14 protein-coding genes are annotated in these 20,879 nt (G+C 69.3%); 7 read left to right on the forward strand and 7 right to left on the reverse strand.

The genetic code is table 11. The features are described 5' to 3' along the window. Positions 1 to 5: 5 nt before the first annotated feature. Both ACFQUV_RS16670 and ACFQUV_RS16675 read right to left on the reverse strand, forming a co-directional pair. A complete protein-coding gene (locus tag ACFQUV_RS16670; RefSeq protein ID WP_129608979.1) occupies positions 6 to 1,616 on the reverse strand; it encodes a methyl-accepting chemotaxis protein in 1,611 nt (536 codons plus the stop codon). A 448-nt stretch (positions 1,617 to 2,064) separates the two neighbouring features. Further along, a complete protein-coding gene (locus tag ACFQUV_RS16675; RefSeq protein ID WP_165363868.1) occupies positions 2,065 to 3,153 on the reverse strand; it encodes a DUF2336 domain-containing protein in 1,089 nt (362 codons plus the stop codon). 336 nt (positions 3,154 to 3,489) lie between these two features. Here ACFQUV_RS16675 and ACFQUV_RS16680 point away from each other — a divergent pair, with 336 nt between their 5' ends. Both ACFQUV_RS16680 and ACFQUV_RS16685 read left to right on the forward strand, forming a co-directional pair. Beyond that, positions 3,490 to 5,007, forward strand: coding sequence for an acetyl-CoA hydrolase/transferase family protein (locus ACFQUV_RS16680; RefSeq protein WP_129608981.1), 1,518 nt, complete (start codon positions 3,490 to 3,492; stop codon positions 5,005 to 5,007). Between the two features lie 443 nt (positions 5,008 to 5,450). Continuing rightward, positions 5,451 to 8,084, forward strand: a complete 2,634-nt coding sequence (locus ACFQUV_RS16685) for an EAL domain-containing protein (protein ID WP_244601566.1) — start codon at positions 5,451 to 5,453, stop codon at positions 8,082 to 8,084. A gap of 53 nt (positions 8,085 to 8,137) precedes the next feature. Here ACFQUV_RS16685 and ACFQUV_RS16690 read toward each other — a convergent pair whose 3' ends face one another. Further along, the gene (locus tag ACFQUV_RS16690; RefSeq protein ID WP_244601567.1) at positions 8,138 to 9,172 is read right to left on the reverse strand and encodes a DMT family transporter; all 1,035 of its coding nucleotides are present in this window, start codon (positions 9,170 to 9,172) and stop codon (positions 8,138 to 8,140) included. Between the two features lie 32 nt (positions 9,173 to 9,204). Then, positions 9,205 to 10,119, reverse strand: coding sequence for a hypothetical protein (locus ACFQUV_RS16695; protein WP_129608983.1), 915 nt, complete (start codon positions 10,117 to 10,119; stop codon positions 9,205 to 9,207). A gap of 644 nt (positions 10,120 to 10,763) precedes the next feature. On the opposite strand from ACFQUV_RS16695, the gene ACFQUV_RS16700 reads away from it, so the two are divergent. The 5 genes from ACFQUV_RS16700 to ACFQUV_RS16720 all read left to right on the forward strand — a co-directional run bounded on the left by ACFQUV_RS16700 (position 10,764) and on the right by ACFQUV_RS16720 (position 15,394). Further along, on the forward strand, positions 10,764 to 11,435 hold the full coding sequence (locus ACFQUV_RS16700) for a bifunctional 4-hydroxy-2-oxoglutarate aldolase/2-dehydro-3-deoxy-phosphogluconate aldolase (protein WP_129608984.1): 672 nt from the start codon (positions 10,764 to 10,766) through the stop codon (positions 11,433 to 11,435). 1 nt (position 11,436) lies between these two features. Continuing rightward, entirely contained in the window at positions 11,437 to 12,540 is a 1,104-nt protein-coding gene (locus tag ACFQUV_RS16705; protein WP_111383630.1) for a sugar kinase, read from the forward strand. Between the two features lie 174 nt (positions 12,541 to 12,714). Beyond that, on the forward strand, positions 12,715 to 14,085 hold the full coding sequence (locus ACFQUV_RS16710) for a glycosyl hydrolase (RefSeq protein WP_129608985.1): 1,371 nt from the start codon (positions 12,715 to 12,717) through the stop codon (positions 14,083 to 14,085). Positions 14,086 to 14,204: 119 nt separating this feature from the next. Next, positions 14,205 to 14,981: a 3-ketoacyl-ACP reductase gene (locus ACFQUV_RS16715; protein WP_129608986.1), complete on the forward strand. Its 777-nt coding sequence runs from the start codon at positions 14,205 to 14,207 to the stop codon at positions 14,979 to 14,981. Between the two features lie 149 nt (positions 14,982 to 15,130). After that, positions 15,131 to 15,394, forward strand: coding sequence for a hypothetical protein (locus tag ACFQUV_RS16720; RefSeq protein WP_129608987.1), 264 nt, complete (start codon positions 15,131 to 15,133; stop codon positions 15,392 to 15,394). An 895-nt stretch (positions 15,395 to 16,289) separates the two neighbouring features. On the opposite strand, the gene ACFQUV_RS16725 is transcribed toward ACFQUV_RS16720, so the two are convergent. From ACFQUV_RS16725 to ACFQUV_RS16735, 3 genes are all read right to left on the reverse strand, one after another. After that, on the reverse strand, positions 16,290 to 17,969 hold the full coding sequence (locus ACFQUV_RS16725; RefSeq protein WP_129608988.1) for a response regulator: 1,680 nt from the start codon (positions 17,967 to 17,969) through the stop codon (positions 16,290 to 16,292). After that, a complete protein-coding gene (locus tag ACFQUV_RS16730) occupies positions 17,966 to 19,750 on the reverse strand; it encodes an ATP-binding protein (protein ID WP_244601568.1) in 1,785 nt (594 codons plus the stop codon). The genes ACFQUV_RS16725 and ACFQUV_RS16730 overlap by 4 nt, the downstream gene beginning before the upstream one ends. 125 nt (positions 19,751 to 19,875) lie before the next feature. Then, entirely contained in the window at positions 19,876 to 20,877 is a 1,002-nt protein-coding gene (locus ACFQUV_RS16735) for an ATP-binding SpoIIE family protein phosphatase (protein ID WP_129608989.1), read from the reverse strand. Positions 20,878 to 20,879: the final 2 nt, after the last annotated feature.

Consider the following 20,879-nt stretch of genomic DNA (forward strand, 5'->3'; position numbering starts at 1 on the left):
CGCGTCTATGCGGCCTCCGGCTCGGCCTTGACGATACGCGACAGGCGCCCGTGGAGAGCGTCGATCTCCCGGCTCATGCCGGCGATCGCGTCGCGCACCTCCACCGAGTGGTGGCCGACCTCTGCGGCATCGGCCGACACGGCGCCGAGGCGAGCCGCGACCTCCTGGGCCGCCGCGGTGGACCGCTGCACGCTGCGGGCGATCTCCCGGGTGGCGGCGCCCTGCTGCTCGGCCGCCGCGGCGACCGCGCCGGTGATGCCGTCGATGCCGCGGATGCGCTCGCCGATCTCCTCGACGGCGCGCACGGCGGCGTCGGTCGCCAGCCGGATGTCTTGGACGTGGCGGTCGATGTCCTCGGTCGAGCGGGCCGTCTGGCCGGCCAGCGTCTTCACCTCCTGGGCGACGACCGCGAAGCCCTTGCCGGCCTCGCCGGCGCGGGCCGCCTCGATGGTGGCGTTGAGGGCGAGCAGGTTGGTCTGCTCGGCGACGTCACCGATCAGCTTGGAGACCTCGGCAATGCGGACCACCGCCTCGGACAATGACCGGATTCGCGTCGTGGCCGTGTTGCCGGCCGCCACCGCCTCACGGGTCGCCGCGCCGGTGCGGGTGATCTGGCCGTTGATCTCCTGCACCGAGGAGGACAGCTCCTCGGCGGCGGCCGCCACCGCCTGGGCGCTGGTGCGCGCCTCCTCGGCGAAGGCCGCGATGGAGCGGGAGGTGTCGCCGACCGCGACGGCGCGGCTCGCCATGCCGTCGGCGACGCCGCCGACCCGCCGCGACACGTTACCCAGCTCGCCGATGGCACCGAGCGATTCCCGCTCGACATTACGCGCCATGGACAGCACCGCCTCCCGGCGCTGCCGGTCGGCCTCCTCGCGTGCCGCTTCCTGCTCGACATGGAGGCGCCCATTCTCGACGGCGTGGTCCTTGAAGACCTGGACGGCACTCGCCATGACGCCGATCTCGTCGCGGCGGCCGATGCCCGGCACCACGGTGTCGAGCTTGCCTTCGGCGAGGGCCGTCATGGCGCCCGTCATGCCGAGCAGCGGCCGGACGATCCCGGCCCGTGTCACCACGAAGGAGAGCACCAGCGCGAGGCCGATGCCGATGCCGGCGATCGCCAGGATGGTTCGCATGCCGGTCTGGTAGGTGGTCGCGACCTGGTCGGACAGGCGGCGCTTGAGACGCTGGATCTCGTCGAAATAGACGCGCGTCCGGTTGCGCGCCTTCTCCTGGGCGGCCCGGCTCGCGGCGGCCCGGGTCAGCAGCTCGGACCGCTCGGCGGCGCTCGGCGGATCGGCGATCGCGGCGAGGAGCGTGCGGAGACCGTCGGACTCCCGCCGCAAGGTGGCGATCAGCGGCGCCTGCTCGGCGAGGTAACGGCGATCGTCCTCCGTCGTCGCCAGCTTGCCCAGGAGGGCGATGCGCTCGTCGAGCAGCGCCCATTCGGCGCGCACGAGATCGCCGGCCTCCTTGATGGTCGCCGCGCGTGGGTCGGCCACCATCATGGCCTCGGCGCGCCCGATCGCGGTGAAGTTGGTGTTGAGGCGCGAGCCGAGCACCGCCTTGTCGCCGGCCGCCTCGGTGAGCCGCGCGGCATCGGACAGCGACGTCATCGCATCCAGTGCGACGAGGACCACGCCCGTTGCGACTAATGCGAGTAGTCCGACGAGAGATAGTATTTTTGTTATAATACGAAAGCGCGAAAGGAGATGAGACACGGGTTCGCTCCGCGAATGCTCGATAGCGACCAGCACTGTACGCCCGGAAGCGATGAGTTATCGTTAACGACGGCGGCGGGATCTGTGCTCTACATGCAATGGGTCGGATCGGTAGTCCAGTCGCCCGGCCAACCGTCGGGGAAAGCCATGGAGTTCTGGCCGGTCGGCCTGATCGAGGTGATGTTCGACGGCGGCCTTCTCGCCGCGGCGCTGTGGCATCTCGTCTGGGGACGGCGGCAGGATGCCGAGCGCCTGGCCGCATTGCGGCGGCGCCGCGAGGGGACCGTGGTGGGGGAGACCGCAGTCGTTTCGACGCCCGTGTCGGTTCCGGCGGTGCCGCAGGTCAGGTGCGGTCGTGTCGCGCCCGCTGGAAGGCGAGAACCTGCTCGGCGGTCTGGCGCCTGATGCGATCGAAGCTCGACCGGGCGACCGCCAGGGCCTGATCGCCGATGCCGCCGGGGCCGAGTCGCATTTCCAGAATGGCGCGCGTGGTCGGCCAGCCGAGGCCGACGGCCCGGGCCAGGAACAAGAGCGACTCCGAGCGTCGTTGCAGAAGAATGCGCTCCACCGTGACGAGCGGCAGGTCGGCCAGGCGGGCGAGTGCCGCCGCGGTGTGCTCGAAGCGGCCGGCGGTGGCGAAGGCGCCGATCTCGGCGTCGCCGAGCCGGCCCGTACGGTCCAGCTCCGCCGCGGCCGCGATGGCCGCCGTGTAGTCCTTCGACTCGGCCGCCGTGCGGGCCGCGATCGCCTCGGCGATCTGCGCCACGATCCCGCGGATGTCGTCGCCCGACGTGCCGCTGCGGCCCGCTTGCAGGCGTCCCCGCACCGCCTCGGAGGCTTTCGCTAGCAGCCGGATGAAATGCCGGCGCGGCAGGTCGGGGCGCAGGCCCACCCGGGTGGCGAGCACGTCGTCGCCGTCGGCGCGGCGCACCAGGGTGTCGAACCCGGCGTCCGAGAAGCGCGACCCGGCATTGTCGGCGACGCTGCGGACCACGAGATCGCTGCCACGCTCGACGAGCACATCGGTGACCGGGGTGGGCACCACGGCGCGCTTGGTGATCGCCAGCAGGTGGGCCTGGCTGCGCGTCCGGGCGCAGGCGACGAGATCGGCGTCGTCCAGCCCCTCGGCATGGATCAGCAGCGGTGCCGCGACCGCCGGCGTCTCGTCGAGCGCTAACGTGCGGGCGAGCCGTGGCGGCGGCACCGGGGCGGCGGCGAGGCGGCGGGCCAGCTCGCGCCGGGCCGTTTCCTCGATGTCGGTGGCGAGACGGCCGAGCACGTCGTCGAACACCGCGATCTGATCGTCGGCGTAGTGGACGGCACCGTCGAGATAGAGATCGGTGATGCGTCGCAGAAGATGCGCGCGGGCTTCCGGTGAGCCGCCGGCGAGCGTCTCGTCGAGGTCGTCGATCAGACGGGACGGCTCGGCCATGGCGCGACTCGCTGGATGGGCGGCGGCGTCGCGTGTCTGCGTCGTGGCGCAGCGCGCGGTACACGCCAGGGTATCGGGCGAGCTTTGCCGAGTCGTTAACGGCGTCTGCCGAGAGCGCGACGCCTTGCGGGCGACGCGACGATGCCCCCGGCGCGGCGCGAAGCAGGTCGCGTACTCCACCTCCGATCGCACCGTGCCGGGCGCATGGGTGACATTCGATATCCGCCAGTAAGTTGTTGGGCGGATAGTTCGGCCATGGCCGCGCGTATATCTGCACGGCGTCATGCCCCCCTCCTTCCGATTCCTCCCCCGATACGTCTGACCCGAACGGAAATCATGTCCAGCTCGTCTCGCATTCTCGACCCGGTCTTCCGGTCCAAGATCATGTCGGCCGCCGAGGCGGCCGCCCTCATTCCGCCGGGCGCCAACGTCGGAATGAGCGGCTTCACCGGCGCCGGCTATCCCAAGGCGGTTCCGCTGGCGCTGGCGCAGCGCATCGAGGCCGCGCATGGGCGCGGCGAGCCGTTCCGTATCGGAGTGTGGACCGGCGCCTCGACGGCGCCCGAACTGGACGGGGCTCTCGCCAAGGTCGACGGCCTGGAGATGCGGCTGCCCTACCAGTCGGACCCCACCTGCCGGAAACAGATCAACGCCGGCACGATGGAGTATCTCGACATCCATCTGTCGCACGTCGCCCAGTTCGTGTGGTTCGGCTTCCTCGGTCAGCTCGACGTCGCGGTCGTCGAGGTCGCGGCGATCCTGGAGGACGGCCGGCTGGTGCCGACCAACTCGGTCGGCAACAACAAGACGTGGCTCGACCAGGCCGACAAGGTCATCCTCGAGGTGAACTCCTGGGCCAACCTCGATCTCGAAGGCATGCACGACATCTATTACGGCACGCGGCTGCCGCCCTACCGCATGCCGGTGCCGCTGCTCGCCCCCGGCGACCGCATCGGCGAGCCCTACTATCGCTGCGATCCGTCCAAGGTGGTGGCGGTGGTGGAGACCGACGCGCCCGACCGCAACACGGCGTTCACGGCGCCCGACGAGACGTCGCGCCGGATCGCCGGCCACATCCTCGAGTTCTTCTCGCACGAGATCCGCAAGGGGCGGCTGCCGGCCGGGCTGCTGCCCTTGCAGTCCGGCGTCGGCAACGTCGCCAATGCGGTGATGGCGGGCCTCGAGGACGGGCCGTTCGACAATCTGGCCGCCTACACCGAGGTGCTCCAGGACGGCATGCTCCAGCTCGTGCGCTCCGGCAAGATGACGCTCGCCTCGGCGACCGCCGTGTCGCTGAGCCCGGAGGCCGCCGTCACCTTCAACCGCGACGCCGCCGCGCTGAAGAAGAACGTGGTGCTGCGGCCGCAGGAGATCAGCAACCATCCCGAGGTGATCCGCCGGCTCGGCATCATCGCCATGAACGGCATGATCGAGGCCGACATCTACGGCAACGTGAACTCGACCCACATCAACGGGTCGAGCATCATGAACGGTATCGGCGGCTCCGGCGACTTCGCCCGCAACGCCTATCTGTCGATCTTCATGACGCCGTCGACCGCCAAGGGTGGCAGCATCTCGTGCATCGTGCCGATGGTCTGCCATGTTGACCACACCGAGCACGACGTGCAGGTGATCGTCACCGAGCAGGGCCTCGCCGACCTGCGCGGCCTGTCGCCCAAGCAGCGCGCCAAGGTGGTGATCGAGAACTGCGCCCATCCGGACTACCGTCCGGCGCTGTCGGAGTACTTCCGGCTGGCGCTCGATCGCTCGCCGGGCCGCCACACACCGCATCTCCTCGACGAGGCGTTCCGCTTCCTGCCCGAGTGGAAGGCGCGGGCGGCGGGCGGCCGCTGACGCGCTCCGCCGCCATCATCTCTGAATGTCCATCGCTCGGGTGATTCGCGTCGCCCGGGCGATGTGCGTTTGCGTCTGGAGCGGAATCCGATCCAACGGGATCGTGTTCCGCTCCAGACGTCCTTGCATGATCGCATTTTCGACGGCGAACCGGACCACTTCGCCGGAAAATGCCCTCATGCCCGCGCTGGCGGCTGGCGACCTTTCGTCTCGGAAAAAAATGCCGAGTTTCACGGCTTTGGCGAGTTTTGTCCGAGCTCTGCCACGTTTCAGGCCGATTGTTACAACCAATAGTCTGTATGACTAATCTGCGATTAAGTCGTCATTATCTAAGATGCCATCGATCCGGATAGCGTTAAGCCGACGGCAACAGCACCGGACCACGATTGCGAACACCCGTTAAGGACACCACAACTACCGCGATGAAACTACCGATCCTTCAGTTGCCCAAGCGACTCGCCGAACGCCGCAGCTCGGCGATCTTCGGCGTGGTGCTGATCGCGGTTCTGTGGGCCGGTGTGGCGCTCAAGTATTTCGACGGGGTGCAGGCCGACCAGCGCGAGGCGGAGCGTACCAACCAGAACTTCGCGATGGTGTTCGAGGAGAACGTGCTGCGCCTGATCGGCGAGATCGACAAGGCGCTGCTCTATCTCCGGCGCAGCATCGAGACCCGCAAGGACTCGACCGACTTCCACACCATCGTGGCGACCACCGACGTGCTGAGCGAGATCATCGTCCAGGTGGCGATCATCGACGCCGGCGGCATCATGCGGGCGTCCAATGCCGGACCGCAGCCGGCCCCCTCCACCGACCTGAGCGATCGTGAGCACTACCGGGTCCACGTCGACAATCCCGACGATGCCCTGTTCATCTCCCGGCCGCTGGTCGGCCGCATCAGCGGCAAGTGGTCGGTGCAGTTCACCCGCCGCTTCCTCAACACCGACGGCACCTTCGCGGGCGTCGTCGTGGCCTCGCTCGATCCCGCTCACCTGACCCAGTTCTACGACAAGATCGACCTCGGCCCCTCGGCGTCGATCTCGCTGATCGGGGCCGACGGCGTGGTGCGTTCGAGCGGCGGTCGGTCCGGGGGGCTCGGCCTCGGCACAGATCTGCGCGGCACCGCCGTGCTCCGCCACATGCTGGCCGGCGCCAACGTGACCTTCGACAATGTCGATCCCGTCACCGGCGAGACGCGGCTGGTCACCCTGCGCAAGGTGCGCGGCCATCCATTGTGGGTGGCGGTGAGCGTCGACAAGGCGGACGTCTTCAAGAACGCGCTGACCACGCTCGAGCTGCACGTCACCGTCGGTATCCTGCTCACGCTTCTCGTGCTCGTCGCGGTCAATCGCATCCTGCGCTCGGAAGATCGCGCCGTGCAGAAGAGCGAGCAGTTGCGGCTGACGCTCGAGCACATGAGCCAGGGCATCATGCTGGTGACCAAGGATCACGAGATCCCGGTCATCAATGCCCACTGCATGGAGCTGCTCGATCTGCCGCCGAGTCTCGCCGCGCATCCGCCCCGCCTCGACGAGCTCGCCGACACGGAAACCCGCTACGGCAAGCTGCGCGACATCGTGGCGCCGGCGCCGCCTCACGGCAGAAGCGCGACCGGCGAGGGCGAGGCGCGCCGCATCACGGTGAGCGAGCGGCTCCAGCCGGACGGCACGGTGCTGGAGCAGCGCACCGTCCATCTGCCCGACGGCAGTGTCGTGCACACCTTCACGGACATCACCAAGCGTTGGCAAGCGGAGGCCCGGGTGGCCCGCCTGGCTGCCGAGGACCCGCTCACCGGATTGCCCAACCGGCGCGTCTTCCACGCCGCGCTGGAGCAGGTCGGCCGCCGCGACGGCGCCCGGCCGGTCGGTCCGGTGGCGCACGACCACGCCGTGATGTTCCTCGATCTCGACCGCTTCAAGGTGATCAACGACACGCTCGGCCACCGCATCGGCGACCGTCTCCTCCAGGAGGTGGCGCAGCGGCTGCGCGGCACCGTGCGGGAGAGCGATGTGCTCGCCCGGCTCGGCGGCGACGAGTTCGCCGTGGTGGTGTCGCCGGTCGAATCCCGCGCCGCCATCGAGGCGATGGCGAAGCGGCTGGTGGAGACCGTGGGGCGCCCGATCGAGATCGATGGTCACCGCATCTGCACCACCGTCAGCATCGGCATCGCGGTCGGTCCGCAGGATGGTCGCGGTGCCGACGAGCTGCTGATGGCGGCGGACCTCGCGCTCTACGCCGTGAAGGCGGAGCGGCGCGGCACCCACAAGTTCTTCCACGCCGCCATGACCAAGGAGGTCAACGACCGCCGGCGCATCGAGATGGAGCTGCGCGAGGCGATCGCGCGCGATCAGCTGGCGCTGCACTTCCAGCCCATCGTCGACCTGCGCTCCGGTACGGTGACCGGCTTCGAGGCGCTGACGCGCTGGCACCATCCGGAGCACGGTCTGGTGCCACCCAACGTGTTCATCCCGGTGGCCGAGGATTCCGGCCTGATCCTGCCGCTCGGCGAATGGGCGCTGGCGGAGGCGTGCCGCCGTGCCGTCGGCTGGCCGGGGGCTCTCCGGATCGCCGTCAACCTGTCGCCGGTGCAGCTCTATGCGCCCGATCTCGTCGACGTGGTCGAGCGCACCCTGGCGGCGACGGGCCTTCCGCCCGAGCGGCTGGAGCTGGAGATCACCGAGCGGGTGTTCCTCGACGACAGCGACCGCACCATGCGGGTGCTGCGCCGCCTGAAGCAGGCGGGCGTGCGCATCGCGCTCGACGATTTCGGCACCGGCTACTCGTCGCTGAGCTATCTGCGCAGCTTCCCGTTCGACAAGATCAAGATCGACCGCGCCTTCGTGCTCGATCTCGACGACGGCTCGGAGCATGTCGCCATCGTCCAGGCGGTGGTCCAGATGGCGGGCGCGCTCGGCATGACGACCACCGCCGAGGGAGTCGAGACCGAGCGCCAGCGCGAAGTGTTGGCGACGCTCGGCTGCGACCAGGCCCAGGGCCATCTGTTCAGCCCGGCGGTGCCGATCGAAGCGGTCGCCCCGCTGCTGGCCGGCTGGACGCACCGCCGCATCGTCGCCGCCTGACCATCGCGGCCTGATCGTCGAGGCTGACGGCGACCTGCCGCCGTTCCGCCCGTTCAAGACTGCGTCTGGCCGCCGCCGGCCTGCTTGGCCTTGCGTTGCTGCGCCTCGTGCCACAGCAGGATCAGCCCCGACACGATGACGATGGCGGAGCCGGCGAGAAGCGCGAGCGTCGGCTGGTCGCCCCACACCAGGAAGCCGATCACCATCGCCCACACCAGGGTCATGTAGTAGAACGGCGACACCGCGGTGGTCGGCGCGAGATGCAGCGCCTTGGTCCAGAAGTATTGCTGCACGGCGTTGCAGACGCCGGTGCCGACCAGCATCAGGGCGTCGATCGGGGTCGGCATCCGGAAGCCGAACAGCAGCAGGAACGAGTGGAAGAACGACATCGTCAGCATCTGCCACATGAGCAGCGTGTTGGCCGATTCGGTCTTGGTCATGCCGCGCACCGCGACGGTGACGCTGCCGTACATGACGGCGTTGCCGAGGGCGAACAGGGCGCCGAGCGACAGCGAGTCGGCACCCGGCTCGGTGACGATCAGCACGCCGACGAAGCCGAACAGGAGCGCCGCCCAGCGCACCGGCCCGGCGCGCTCGCCGAGCCACAGCACCGAGATCAACGCCGCAAACAAGGGCGCCGAGAAGCCGATCGCGATGGCGCCGGCGATCGGCATCAGGCTCACGGCCAGCACGGTCAGCGTCTGCGAGATCGCCTGCGAGAGGCCGCGGGCGACGTGCTGGTGCACCTTGCGGGTGGCGAACACCGAGAGGCCGGTGAACGGCAGCACGAACAGCGAGCAGACGAGGAGCGACGAGATGGAGCGGAACGCCATCACCTCGCCGACCGGGTAGAGCGCCACCTGCCATTTGGCGAGCGCGCTCGACAGGGCGAACATCACGGTCGCCCCGATCATGAACAGGATGCCGAGCGGGATGTTGTCGACGCGGGCCGGCGATGTCGACACGGCGGGCTGGGCGGCGGGGGCCGCCGGCGCGGGCTCGGCCGGCGCGCTCGCCGATGTCGTCATCGGCACGCTTCCGGCTCGGGCGATCAAGGGCACGGTGTCGTCCTCGGTCTCGGTGGACACGTTGCGGCCTCTGGCTCGACAGCGCCGAGCGATCAGTCCGGCAGCGTCTCGGCCGGCCGGCAGCGGCAGTCGTCGGGCCCGCACGGCTCGGCATCGGCCGGCAGGAACCACGGCTTCACCGCGAAGCCGCGGCGCAGCGAGTACATGTAGAAGACCGGCATGCGGGCGGGAAACAGCGAGCGCAGCTTGCTGCCGTTGAAGGTGACGAAGACGGCCCCCGGAAAGGCGATCTCGACGGCCCGCTTCTCCACCATGTTCATGGCGTAGTAGGCGCGGGCTCCGTCGAGCGCCGAGCCTTCGCCGCGATACCACTTGCCGGCGCTCGCCGCCAGGCTCTCCAGCACGTCGTCCGGCACCGGCGCGGTGGTATCGACGTCGTGCGCCTCGGGCGCCGCCGCCACCAGCGTGCTCAGCCGGCAGGTCTGGAAGCCGCGTCGCGTCGCCTCGGCCGTGATGGCCGCGAAGTACGTGTCGATGCTCTCCTCGGCATGGCCGTTGTGCCGCGCATGGGTGTCGGTGAGGATCAAGGTCACGGCGGCACCCGCCACGTGCGCCTGGCGCACGCGCGTCACCATGCTGCCGATGAAGTCGAGGCACTCGATGTCCTCGCCGGCGGCGGCGCAGCGCGGCCCCTTGCCCCAGTAGAGAACGAACCGCAGCGGCTCGGCGTAGGCCACCGCGGTGGTGACCACCTGCAACAGCAGGTGCGGGTTCTCGGGCTGCTCGCGCTTGAACGACCAGGTGTTGAATGACCGCAGAACCTTCTCGGCGGTGGCTTCTACGGTCGCATGGACCGGCGCCCGGGGTGGGCGGCCGCCGTCGACGGGCGTGGCGCGCGGTGGGCCGGGACGTTCGTACGGGCCGTGCGCGGTCGGGGTGGTGCGGGCGCGGTCCTGAACAGCCGCAGTCGGAGAGCCGGCCGGGGCGGCACTAGTCGGTCGCGACATGTCTTACTCCCACCTGACGTGTCGTTAATATTCGTTAAGGGGTGGAAAGCGTCAATTTGAATCAAATTTCTCGATAGTTTTAGCGAATATTAAGGTTAACGAATCAAGACGGACTCAAGAATCGCCGCTGGCTGGCATTTCGACGGAAGGGGTTCCTCTACCGTTTCGAGAGTGTTGTGACGGATGAGGTATAGTAGTGGGGCATTCTTCACCTTCGGACGGTGCGTTCGGTGCGATCCGGATCGAGGCCCCGCGACGTCGTCCGAGCCACGCCTCGGCCGCAACGAGTGCCGCGCGACCTGGGCCGCGAGGGACGCCGCCTTGGGGAAGATGTGCTGCGGCGGCCGTCCATCGGTGAGCCATGCCGGGGTGCGGCCCCGGTCTTGCGCTGCCGGAACAGCTCCCGCCTTGACGATCGGCCTGCCCTGATGGTCTTGTAACTAGACGGTTACTTGATTTGACGGATCGCGCGCCGGTCCGCTTCCGCCTGCCGCTCCACCCGCCGCGCCGGCGCCGCGATGCGTCGTGGCGAGCCGCGAGTCGAGAGCCGGCGGCCGGGCAGGGCGCGCCGAGTGCGAGGTCTTCGGCGGCGGGTTGCGGGGTTTGCGGCCCGTCCGTCGTCACCGTTCGAGGAGACTGACGAGATGGCACACGATCGAATGGCCGTCCTGACGGCGATGATGGACCAGGGGGTGATCCCGGTCTTCTACCATCCCGATGCGGAGGTCTGCCGCAAGGTGATCCAGGCTTGCGCCGACGGCGGTGCCAAGTGCATCGAGTTCACCAACCGCGGCGACTTCGCCGCGCAGGTGTTCCTCGACGTCGCCCGCCATTTCGCCAAGGCGGACCCGAGCGTCATCATGGGTGTCGGCTCGATCGTCGATGCGCCGACCGCCGGGATCTACATCGCCAACGGGGCCAAGTTCGTGGTCGGCCCGCTGCTCAATCCCGACGTCGCCAAGGTCTGCAACCGGCGCAAGATCCCCTACAGCCCCGGCTGCGGCTCGATGTCGGAGATCGGCTTCGCCGAGGAGCTCGGCTGCGAGATCGTCAAGGTGTTTCCGGGCGGCTCGGTCGGCGGGCCGGAGTTCGTCAAGTCGGTGCTGGGGCCGTGCCCGTGGAGCCGCATCATGCCGACCGGCGGCGTCGACGCCTCCGAGGCGTCGCTGCGCGCCTGGTTCTCGGCCGGCGTCGTCTGCGTCGGCATCGGCTCCAACCTGATCACCAAGGAGCTGCTGGTCGCCCAGGACTACAAGGGCATCGAGACGAAGGTGCGCGACACCATCGCGCTGATCCGGTCGATCCGGGGGAAGTGACATGAGCGACGTTCTGACGATCCGTCCGGCATCGGAAACCAAGTGGGACTGCGCCTCGTTCGGCGAGGTGATGCTGCGCTTCGACCCCGGCTTCGGCCGCGTGCGCACCGCCCGCAGCTTCCAGGTGTGGGAGGGCGGCGGCGAGTACAACGTGGCGCGCGCCATGCGCAAGTGCTGGGGCAAGCGGTCGACCGTCGTCACCGCGCTGCCGGAGAACGATCTCGGCTGGCTGGTGCAAGACTTCATCATGCAGGGCGGGGTCGACACCTCGCACATCCTGTGGCGCGAGTTCGACGGCATCGGCCGCAACACCCGCGTCGGCCTCAACTTCACCGAGAAGGGTTTTGGCGTGCGCGCCGCCCTCGGCTGCTCCGACCGCGGCCACTCGGCCGCCTCGCAGATCCGGCCCGGCGAGGTGAACTGGGAGAAGCTGTTCGGCGAGGAGGGGGTGCGCTGGTTCCACACCGGCGGCATCTTCGCGGCGCTGGCCAGCAACACGGCCGAGGCGGTGATCGAGGCCGTCGAGGCGGCCCGCAAGCACGGCACCATCGTGTCCTACGATCTCAATTACCGCGCCTCGCTGTGGAAGAGCCAGGGCGGCAAGGCCGGCGCCCAGAAGATCAACCGCGAGATCGCCCGCTACGTCGACGTCATGCTCGGCAACGAGGAGGACTTCACCGCCTGCCTCGGCTTCGAGGTGGAGGGGCTCGATGAGCACATCTCGGAGATCGACCCGGCCAACTTCAAGGCGATGATCGCGAGCGCCGTGAAGCAGTTCCCCAACTTCAAGGTGGCGGCGACGACGCTGCGCAACGCCAAGACCGCCAGCATCAACGACTGGGGCGCCATCGTGTGGGCGGGCGGACAGTTCTACGAAGCCCCGTTGCGGGAGAACCTGGAGATCTATGATCGCGTCGGCGGCGGCGACGGCTTCGCGTCGGGCCTCGCTTATGCGTTCCTGGAAGGCAAGGGGCCGCAGGCGGCGGTGGAGTACGGCGCCGCCCACGGGGCACTGGCGATGACGACGCCGGGCGACACCTCGATGGTGAACGCCAAGGAGGTCGAGGCCATCATGAAGGGCAAGGGCGCCCGGGTGATCCGGTGACGCCACGGCGGGATACGCTCGCGCGGTGTTGCGGGAGCCGTGTCCCATGGTCCTGGCCGGGCTTGTCCCGGCCATCCACGTCTGCTCGTGTGGAATTGGCCGAAGACCGTGAATGGCCGGCACGACGCTGGCCGTGACGAGTCACGAGTGCAGGCCGACAGGGGGCGAACGCTCATGAAGATCGACACCGTTCTGACGCCGAACGACCTGCTGCCGGCGATCCGCCGCATGTGGGCCCTCTCGGCCGACAAGATCATCGCCATCGACCGCAGCATGGACCGCTCCGCCGGAGCCCCGGTGCACACGGTGGCGGGCGTCTACAAGCCGCGCGGCTGGACCGACTGGACACAAGGGTTCGAGTTCGGCAGCGCCATCCTGCAATTCGATGCGACCGGCGACGAGAGCTTCTTGGCCATGGGGCTCGATCGCATCTGTGCCGAGATGCCGGTGCACGTCACCCATTTCGGCGTCCACGACCACGGCTTCAACCAGATCTCGACCTTCGGCAATCTGCGCCGCCTGGTCGGCGAGGGTCGGCTGCCGCACGATCCCTGGCAGCTCGAATATTTCGAGCTGGCGCTGAAATGCTCGGGCGCCGTGCAGGCCAACCGCTGGACCGAGCTCGGCGACGGCTACGGCTTCATCCAGTCGTTCAACGGCCCCCACTCGCTGTTCATCGACACCATGCGGACCCTGCGGGTGCTGGCGCTCGCCCATCAGCTCGGCCACGTCATGAAGGGCGAGGGCGACCAGGTGATCCCGCTGCTCGGTCGGATGGTCGCGCACGCCCGCACCACGGCGCAGTACGGCGTGTTCTACGGCGAGGGCCGCGACATCTACGACCTGCGCGGGCGCACTGCCCACGAGGCGATCTTCAACACCGCCAGCCGTGCCTTCCGCTGTGTCGGCACCCAGCAGGGCTATTCGGGCTTCTCGACCTGGACGCGCGGCCTCGCCTGGGCGATCACCGGCTATGCCGAGCTCCTGGAGTTCATGGAGACGGTCGAGGAGGAGGAGGTCGAGGCGTTCGGCGGCAAGGCCGAGGTGGTCGCCATGATGGAGAAAGCGGCGGCGGCGACCTGCGACTTCTACATCGCCCACACGGCGACCGACGGCATCCCGTACTGGGACACGGGCGCGCCCGGCCTGCGCGATCTCGGCGACGTCTACGCGCGCGAGTCCGAACCCGAGAACGACGTCGAGCCGGTCGACTCCTCGGCGGCGGCGATCGCCGCGCAGGGCCTGCTGCGCTTCGGCGCCTGGCGCGAGGCGACCGGCCGGGCCGACGCGGCGCGCTACCGGCAGGCCGGCCTGACGGTGCTGCGCACGCTGCTGTCGGACCGCTACCTGTCGATCGATCCGGAGCATCAGGGCCTGGTGCTGCACAGCCAGTATCATCGCCCCAACGGCTGGGACCACGTCCCGCCCGGCCGTCACAATCCGTGCGGCGAGGCGACCATGTGGGGCGACTACCACATGCGCGAGCTCGCCTTGTATGTGCAGCGCCTGGCCGAGAACGGGCCGTACCTGACGTTCTTCGGATGAGGCGATGATCTCGCTCCGCCACTCGTCCCCGCGAAAGCGGGGACCCAGCCCTTGCGGCACTGGAGTCCCGCTTGCGCGGGATTGAGCGGCATGCGGAGCAGGCGACAGGGAGACATTACATGAACCAGACCACCGGCCGTCGCGTCGCGCTCGTCACCGGCGGCCGTCGCGGCATCGGCCTTGCGGTCGCCGAGGGGCTCGCGGCCGACGGCTTCGACGTCGCCATCACCGGCACCCGCGACGACGACGTGGCGCAGGCGGCGGTGAAGCGGCTCGCCGCCCACGGGATCGCCGCCACCTACGTGGCCGGCGATGTCGGCGACGTCGGCGACCATGCGCGCGTGCTCGACGCCGTCGAGGCGGCGCTCGGTCCGACCGACGTGTTCGTGTCGAACGCCGGGGTGGCGCCGCCGCAGCGGCTCGACGTGCTGTCGACCACGCCGGAGAACTTCGACTATGTGCTCGGCGTCAACCTGCGTGGCGCCTTCTTCCTGGCCCAGGCGGTGGCCAACCGCATGCTGGCGCGACCGTCGGAGACGCCTCGGGCGATCGTCGTGGTGTCGTCCTGCTCGGCCGAGATGGTCTCCAACAACCGCCTGGAATACTGCATCTCCAAGGCCGGCCTCGCCATGGTGGTGGAGGGGCTGGCGGCGCGGCTCGCGGGCGACGGCATCGCGGTGTTCGAGGTGCGGCCCGGCATCATCAGGACCGACATGACGGCCGGCGTGATCTCGAAATACGACGCTCTCATTGAGCAGGGCTTGGTGCCGGCGAAGCGCTGGGGGCGGCCGGAGGACATCGCGGCCGCCGTGCGGGCGCTGGCGCGGCCCGATGTCGCATTCTCGACCGGCACCGTGGTGAAGGTCGATGGTGGTCTCACCATCATGCGACTATAACGTTCAGTGTCGGTGTATTTCTGCATTGCGATAGTCTCGCCGTGCCGTCGCGGAGATCTCTTTCGTATAAATCCGGACTGCCCTCGCTACCCTTGTGCCGTTAACCTTGTCCTGTGTCGTGTGCGCGACACGGGGCGGGGGCCTGGGTCATGGCGGCGTTGACGGTTCTCGGCACATTGCACAAGGCGCGCGAGCTTCTGCATGCCGGAAGCTGCGACGGGCTGTTCGAGGCGATCGGCGCACTTCGCGGCGAGGCGAGCGGGCCGGTGCGCGACTGCGCCTATTTCGCCCTGATGGAGACCGCCGCGGCCGGCGACGGCGTCGCCTCCTTCACCACGCTGGCGCGGCCCGGCGAGGCGGCGCTGACGCTGCTCGACGCCACCATCGCGCGGCTGACGGCGGCGCTGCACTGACCGGCGCTGCCCAGAAGGGCGCTGCACGGAACGGCGCGACACGCGCGGCGGCCGCTGCCGGTGGCATCTGATCAGGCCCGGTGGCGGGCGTCGCGGCGCCACGGCGGAGTCAGGTTTCTGTCACTCGGATTTCTGTCACTCGGATTTCTGTCACATTGGGTCGCTATGGTTGCTCTCGCGGACGGGCGACGCGCCCGAATGCCCCGAATGCACGGACGGGCGATGCGCCCGAATGTCTCAGGGACCGCGGCAGGGGTTGGAAACAACGATCCTATCCCCATATGCGGTTGGAGCGGCTTCGGCCGCACCCCTCTCACGCGCCGCCTGACCGCGGATGTACCGGCAGGCTTCGGCCGTGAGATGGGGAACCGACGGCGGGTCTCGATCGTTCTGTCTTCGCTTCACGAGCCTGGCTTGACGATCTTGGCTTCACGATCCTCGTCGGCCGGCTGCTCCAGCCGAGCTTGGTTGGTTTCCCTTCATCGGGAGTCGATCGATCTCGTCGGTCCGAACCACGGGCCGCGAGGCACAGAACGATGTCACACCGCTGTGGTGCGACACGGTTCTGGTGTGACACCACGACGGTGTGACACCACGCAACGACAGTGCGAAGCTTCGTCGTTGCTGCGCGGCCTCGGGCCGCGCCAGTCTCGTGCGCTGCCTGACCGCGGATGAACCGGCAGGCTCGGCGCCGAGATTGGAAGCGGGCAGCCGACCTCGATCGAGGTCGATTGATTTGGTCGGTTGCCGCCGCTTTCCACCGCATCCCTCTCACGCCACCTGACCGCGGATGTACCGGCAGGGTCGGTGCTGAGATGGGAGCGGACCCTTCTCTCCTCACGTTTTTTCGACCGACTTCGCCGCGTTGCCGACGGGGCGTCGCGTTCGGCTCGCGTCAGTCGGCGGGTGCGGCGGTGCGGCGGTGATCCAGCACCTCGCGCAGCTTGGCGGCGAGACCCGAATAGGTGAACGGCTTGGCGATCAGGTGAAGTCCAGGCTCCAGCCGGCCGTTGGCGACGATGGCGCTGGTGGCGTGGCCGGTGGTGAAGATCACCCGCACGCCGGGGCGCCGCCGCATCGTCTCCTCGGCCAGCTCGCGGCCGTTCATGCCGCCCGGCAGGCCGAGATCGGTGAACAGCAGCGTCACCTCCTCGCGCTCGACGAGGTCGAGGGCGGACGGGCCATTCTCCGCCTGCAAGACCCGGTAGCCCAGCTCGCTCAGAATTTCGGCCGAGTGCTCGCGGACGTCGGGGTCGTCTTCCACCACCAGGATGGTCTCGTGCCGATGCCCGGCCGGCGGCGCCGTTGCGTCGGCCGGCTCGTGCTCGTTCGCGGCGGGCTCTTCGAGGAGCCGCGGCAGGTAGAGCTTCACGGTGGTCCCGTGGCCGACCTCGCTGTGAATGCGCACATGGCCGCCCGACTGCTTGACGAAACCGTACACCTGCGACAGCCCGAGCCCGGTGCCGTGGCCGATGTCCTTGGTGGTGAAGAACGGCTCGAACGCCTGCGCGATCACGTCGCGGGTCATGCCGATGCCGGTGTCGCTGACCGCGATGACCACATAGGGGCCGGGCAGCACCTCGACCTCGCGGGCGGCGCCCTCGGGGTCGATCTCGGCATTGGCGGTCTCGATGGTGAGATGTCCACCGTTCGGCATGGCATCGCGGGCATTGACCGCGAGGTTGAGGATCGCGCTTTCGAGCTGGTTCGGGTCGACGCTGACTTTCCACAAGTCGTCGGCGAGAATGAGGTCCACCGCGATCTGCTCGCCGAAGGTCCGGTGCAGCATCTCGGACATGCTGCCGACGAGGCCGTTGACGTCCGTCGGTCGCGGATCGAGTGGCTGCCGGCGCGCAAAGGCGAGCAGGCTCTGGGTGAGCGCGGAGGCGCGCCGTGCACCGCGCGCCGCGTTCTCGACCGAGCGCTTCAGCCGCTCCGGCGCGTTCTCGCCCAGGTGGCGCTGCAAGATGTCGACATTGCCCATGATGATGGTGAGGAGATTGTTGAAGTCGTGTGCCACGCCCCCCGTGAGCTGGCCGATGATCTCCATTTTCTGGGACTGGGCGAGCGCTGCTTCGGCGCGCTCGCGCTGGGCGATCTCGTGGCGCAGCCGCTCGTTGGCGGCGGCGAGATCGCGGGTGCGCTCGGCGACGCGCCGTTCCAGGCTGCCGGCGAGCGCCCGCATCTCGTCCTCGGCGTGGCGGATGCGCAGCAAGGCCCGCACGGCGGCGGCCAACTCCTGCGGCTCGGCCGGCTGCACCAGGTAGGAGTCCGCCCCGCTGTCGAGCCCGGTGGTGCGGTCGGCCGCGGTGGTGAAGGTGGCCGAGGTCTGCAACACCATCACCTCGGGCCAGCGTGACTTGATCTCGGCGCACACTTCGGTGCCGCTGATGTCGGGAAGCTGCACGTCGAGCAGAACGACATGCGGGCGCGCCGTCTCGACGAGGTGGAGCGCCTCGGCGCCGGTCCCCGCCTCGATCACCGTGAAGCCGGCGAGCTCCAGGTCGCGCGTCTTCGTGTACCGGCCGATCTCCCGATCGTCGACATTGAGGACCAGGGGCTTGGGTTCCGTCATGATCCGACCCCGACGTGTCCTGTTCCGTTCATGATCAGCTGTGCCAGCAGCGTCGTGACGGTGTCGCGCGACAGCTCCTGCTTGGCCAGCAGCGGGACGCCGGGCCGCAGCCGCGCGCGCAGCTCGGCGGTCACCGCCAGCGAGGTCGAGACGACGACCGGAATGTCGGCGGTGCGGTGGTCCTCCGCCAGGTGCCGGAGAGCCGTGAAGCCGTCCATGCGGGGCATCTGAAGATCCAGCAGCACCAGGTCCGGCCGCTCCTCGCGGGCCCGGCGCACGCCGCTCTCGCCGTCCGCCGCCTCGATCACCTCGAAGCGGCTGTCGCCACCGATGAGCTGACGGAACACGTAGCGGAACGTCTCGTCGTCGTCGACGATCAGCACGCGGTGCCGTGCCGGCGTCGACGGAGATGCAGATGCGGTGCGGGCCGGCTCGGCCGGCGCGCCGTCGAGCCGGTAGGGAATCGTCAATCGGAACACCGAGCCCTGTCCAGGCACGCTGTCGAGCGTCAACGTGCCGCCGAGCAGGCCGGCGAGATTGCGCGACAGCGGCAGCCCGAGGCCGGTGCCCTTCACCCGGCGCTGGATCGTCGTGTCGATCTGGCTGAACTCCTCGAAGATGCGCTCCTGGTGCTCCGGCGCGATGCCGATGCCGGTGTCGCGCACCGCGAACACGATGCGGGCGGTGTCGGGCTCCCAGGCGGCCGAAACGGCGACCTCGCCGGTCTCGGTGAACTTCAGCGCATTGGAGATCAGGTTGCGCAGGATCTGCGCCACCCGCGCCTCGTCGGTATACAGGGCCGGGAGATCGTCGCCGACCTCGAAGACCAGATCGACATCCGGATTGGTCTGGAGCGGCTTGAGCGCCCCGCGCAAGCCCCCGAACAGATCCGCGACCGTGAACGGCACCGGACGCAGCTCGATCTTGCCGGCCTCCACCTTGGCGAGGTCGAGCAGGTCGTCGACCAGCTCTAGAAGTCCTTCGGCGGAGCGCCGGATATAGCCGACCTGCTTCTCCTGTTCGGCGGTCAGCGGGCCGTCGACCCGGTCCATCAGAAGCCGCGACAGCGCCAGGATGGAGTTCAGCGGCGTGCGGAACTCGTGACTCATGTGCGACAGGAAGCGCGACTTCAGCTCGCTCGCCTGCTTGAGCTGGTCGGCCCGCTCGTCCAGCTCGGCATAGAGCGCCACGACGCCGCGGTTGGTGGCGGCCAGCTCGCGATCGAGGGTGGCGGCCTCCTCCTCGCGGCGATGCAGCTCGTCGAGGGTCTGCATCAGCTCGCGGTTCTGCTCGTGCAGTGCCGCGAGAGCGTCGCCGCCGGTGTTCGGGCCGCCGGCCGTGACGGTCAGGTCGCGCACGAGGGTGGCGATCGTCTCCGCCGTCGCCGGCATCGCGCGGGCCGGCAGCCGGTGACCGAGCGTCACGGTGGTGCCGACGCCGAGCGACGAGTCGATGGCGAAGTGGTCCATCAGGCGGCGCGCGCCGGCGAGGCCGACGCCGAGCCCGCCGGGCGAGCGGGTGCGGCCTGCGAGCACGGCATCGGGATCGGCCATGCCGGGGCCGCGGTCGCTGATCCGGATCACCAAGCCCTGGTGACCACCGTTCGTCTCCACCGCGAAGTCGGCTCGTCCGCCCCGGCCGTGGCTGAAGGCGTTGCGGGCGATCTCCGACACCGCGGTGGCGATGCGGGTCTGGTCCTGCCGCTCGAAGCCGAGCCGCTCGGCAATCAGCCGCGCGCGCTGGCGAACCGCCACCACGTCGGCCTCGGCGGCGATCGCCATGGTCACGATCGGCCAGGCGGACGACCAATCGGTGGACCGGCTGGGCCGCACGCCGCAGGGGAAGTGGTCCGACGCGGAGGTCGGCCACGTGGTCGGCTCGGTCGTCGGCTCCGTCGAAGGCACCATCATCGGTTCGGTCCCGCACCGGCCACCAGCACCGTCACATCGTCCCGCCGCCGCCAGAAGTCCCGGAACAGCACGGCGGCGATCAGGGTCGGATGGGCCCGGATCAGGCCGGGATAGCGGTCGAGGCTCCAACTGGTGGCCAGGCCGTCGGAGTGGAGGATGACCACCCCATCGTCGAGGCGGTAGTCGAAGGACTGGATCTTGCGCACGGTGTGCCCAGCGGTGCCCGGCAGCGATATCATCCGGCGGACGTCGCGGGGTGTCACCACGACACCGGCGACGTTGCCGATGCCGCCGAATTCCACCCGGCCGTCGGCGGCGTCGAGGCGGGCGACCGAGACGGCGGCGCCACGGGTGGCCCGCAGTCCGCCGTGGATGTAGTCCAGCAGGGTCGGGACGCGGTGATCCTTGTGCCGGTTGAACACGCGCACCGCCTGGGTGGCGGCGTCGGCGGCCTCGGGGCCGTGGCCGAGCCCGTCGGCGACCATCAGGGTGCGCAGTCCATGGCCGTCGATCACCCCGAAGGCATCGCCGCACACCGCCTCGCCCTCCTTGGCCACCGAGACGGCGCCCCATCCGGCGCGGCTCGGCTTCTTGGTCTTGGGCGGGGTGCCCGGCTCGAAGCGCGCCAGAAGCGCAGTGCCGAGGCCCGGCCAAGTCGCCACCTCGACCCTGTGGGCCTGGCGCACGACGGCCCCGAGACCATGGCCGTTGGTGCCGCTGGTCGAGTAGCCGTCTTCCAGGCAGGCCGCGAGATCGGCGATGCCGCGGCCCTTGTCGAGCGACAGCACCTCGATGCCGGTGCCGTCCTCCTCGTCGAAGGCGCCGACCAGGATCTCGCCGCCGCCCGCATGCTTGATCAGGTTGGTGGCCAGCTCGGTGGTGGCCAGCGCCACCCGGCCGACCTCGACGGTGCCGAAGCCGTGACGCTCGGCCCGCTCCGCCGCCGTGTGTCGGGCGGCGGCGATCTGGCTCTGCTCGCTCACTGGAACGCGGATCATGT

Source organism: Rhodoplanes sp. P11 (assembly GCF_964266735.1).
Lineage (GTDB): Bacteria > Pseudomonadota > Alphaproteobacteria > Rhizobiales > Xanthobacteraceae > Rhodoplanes > Rhodoplanes serenus.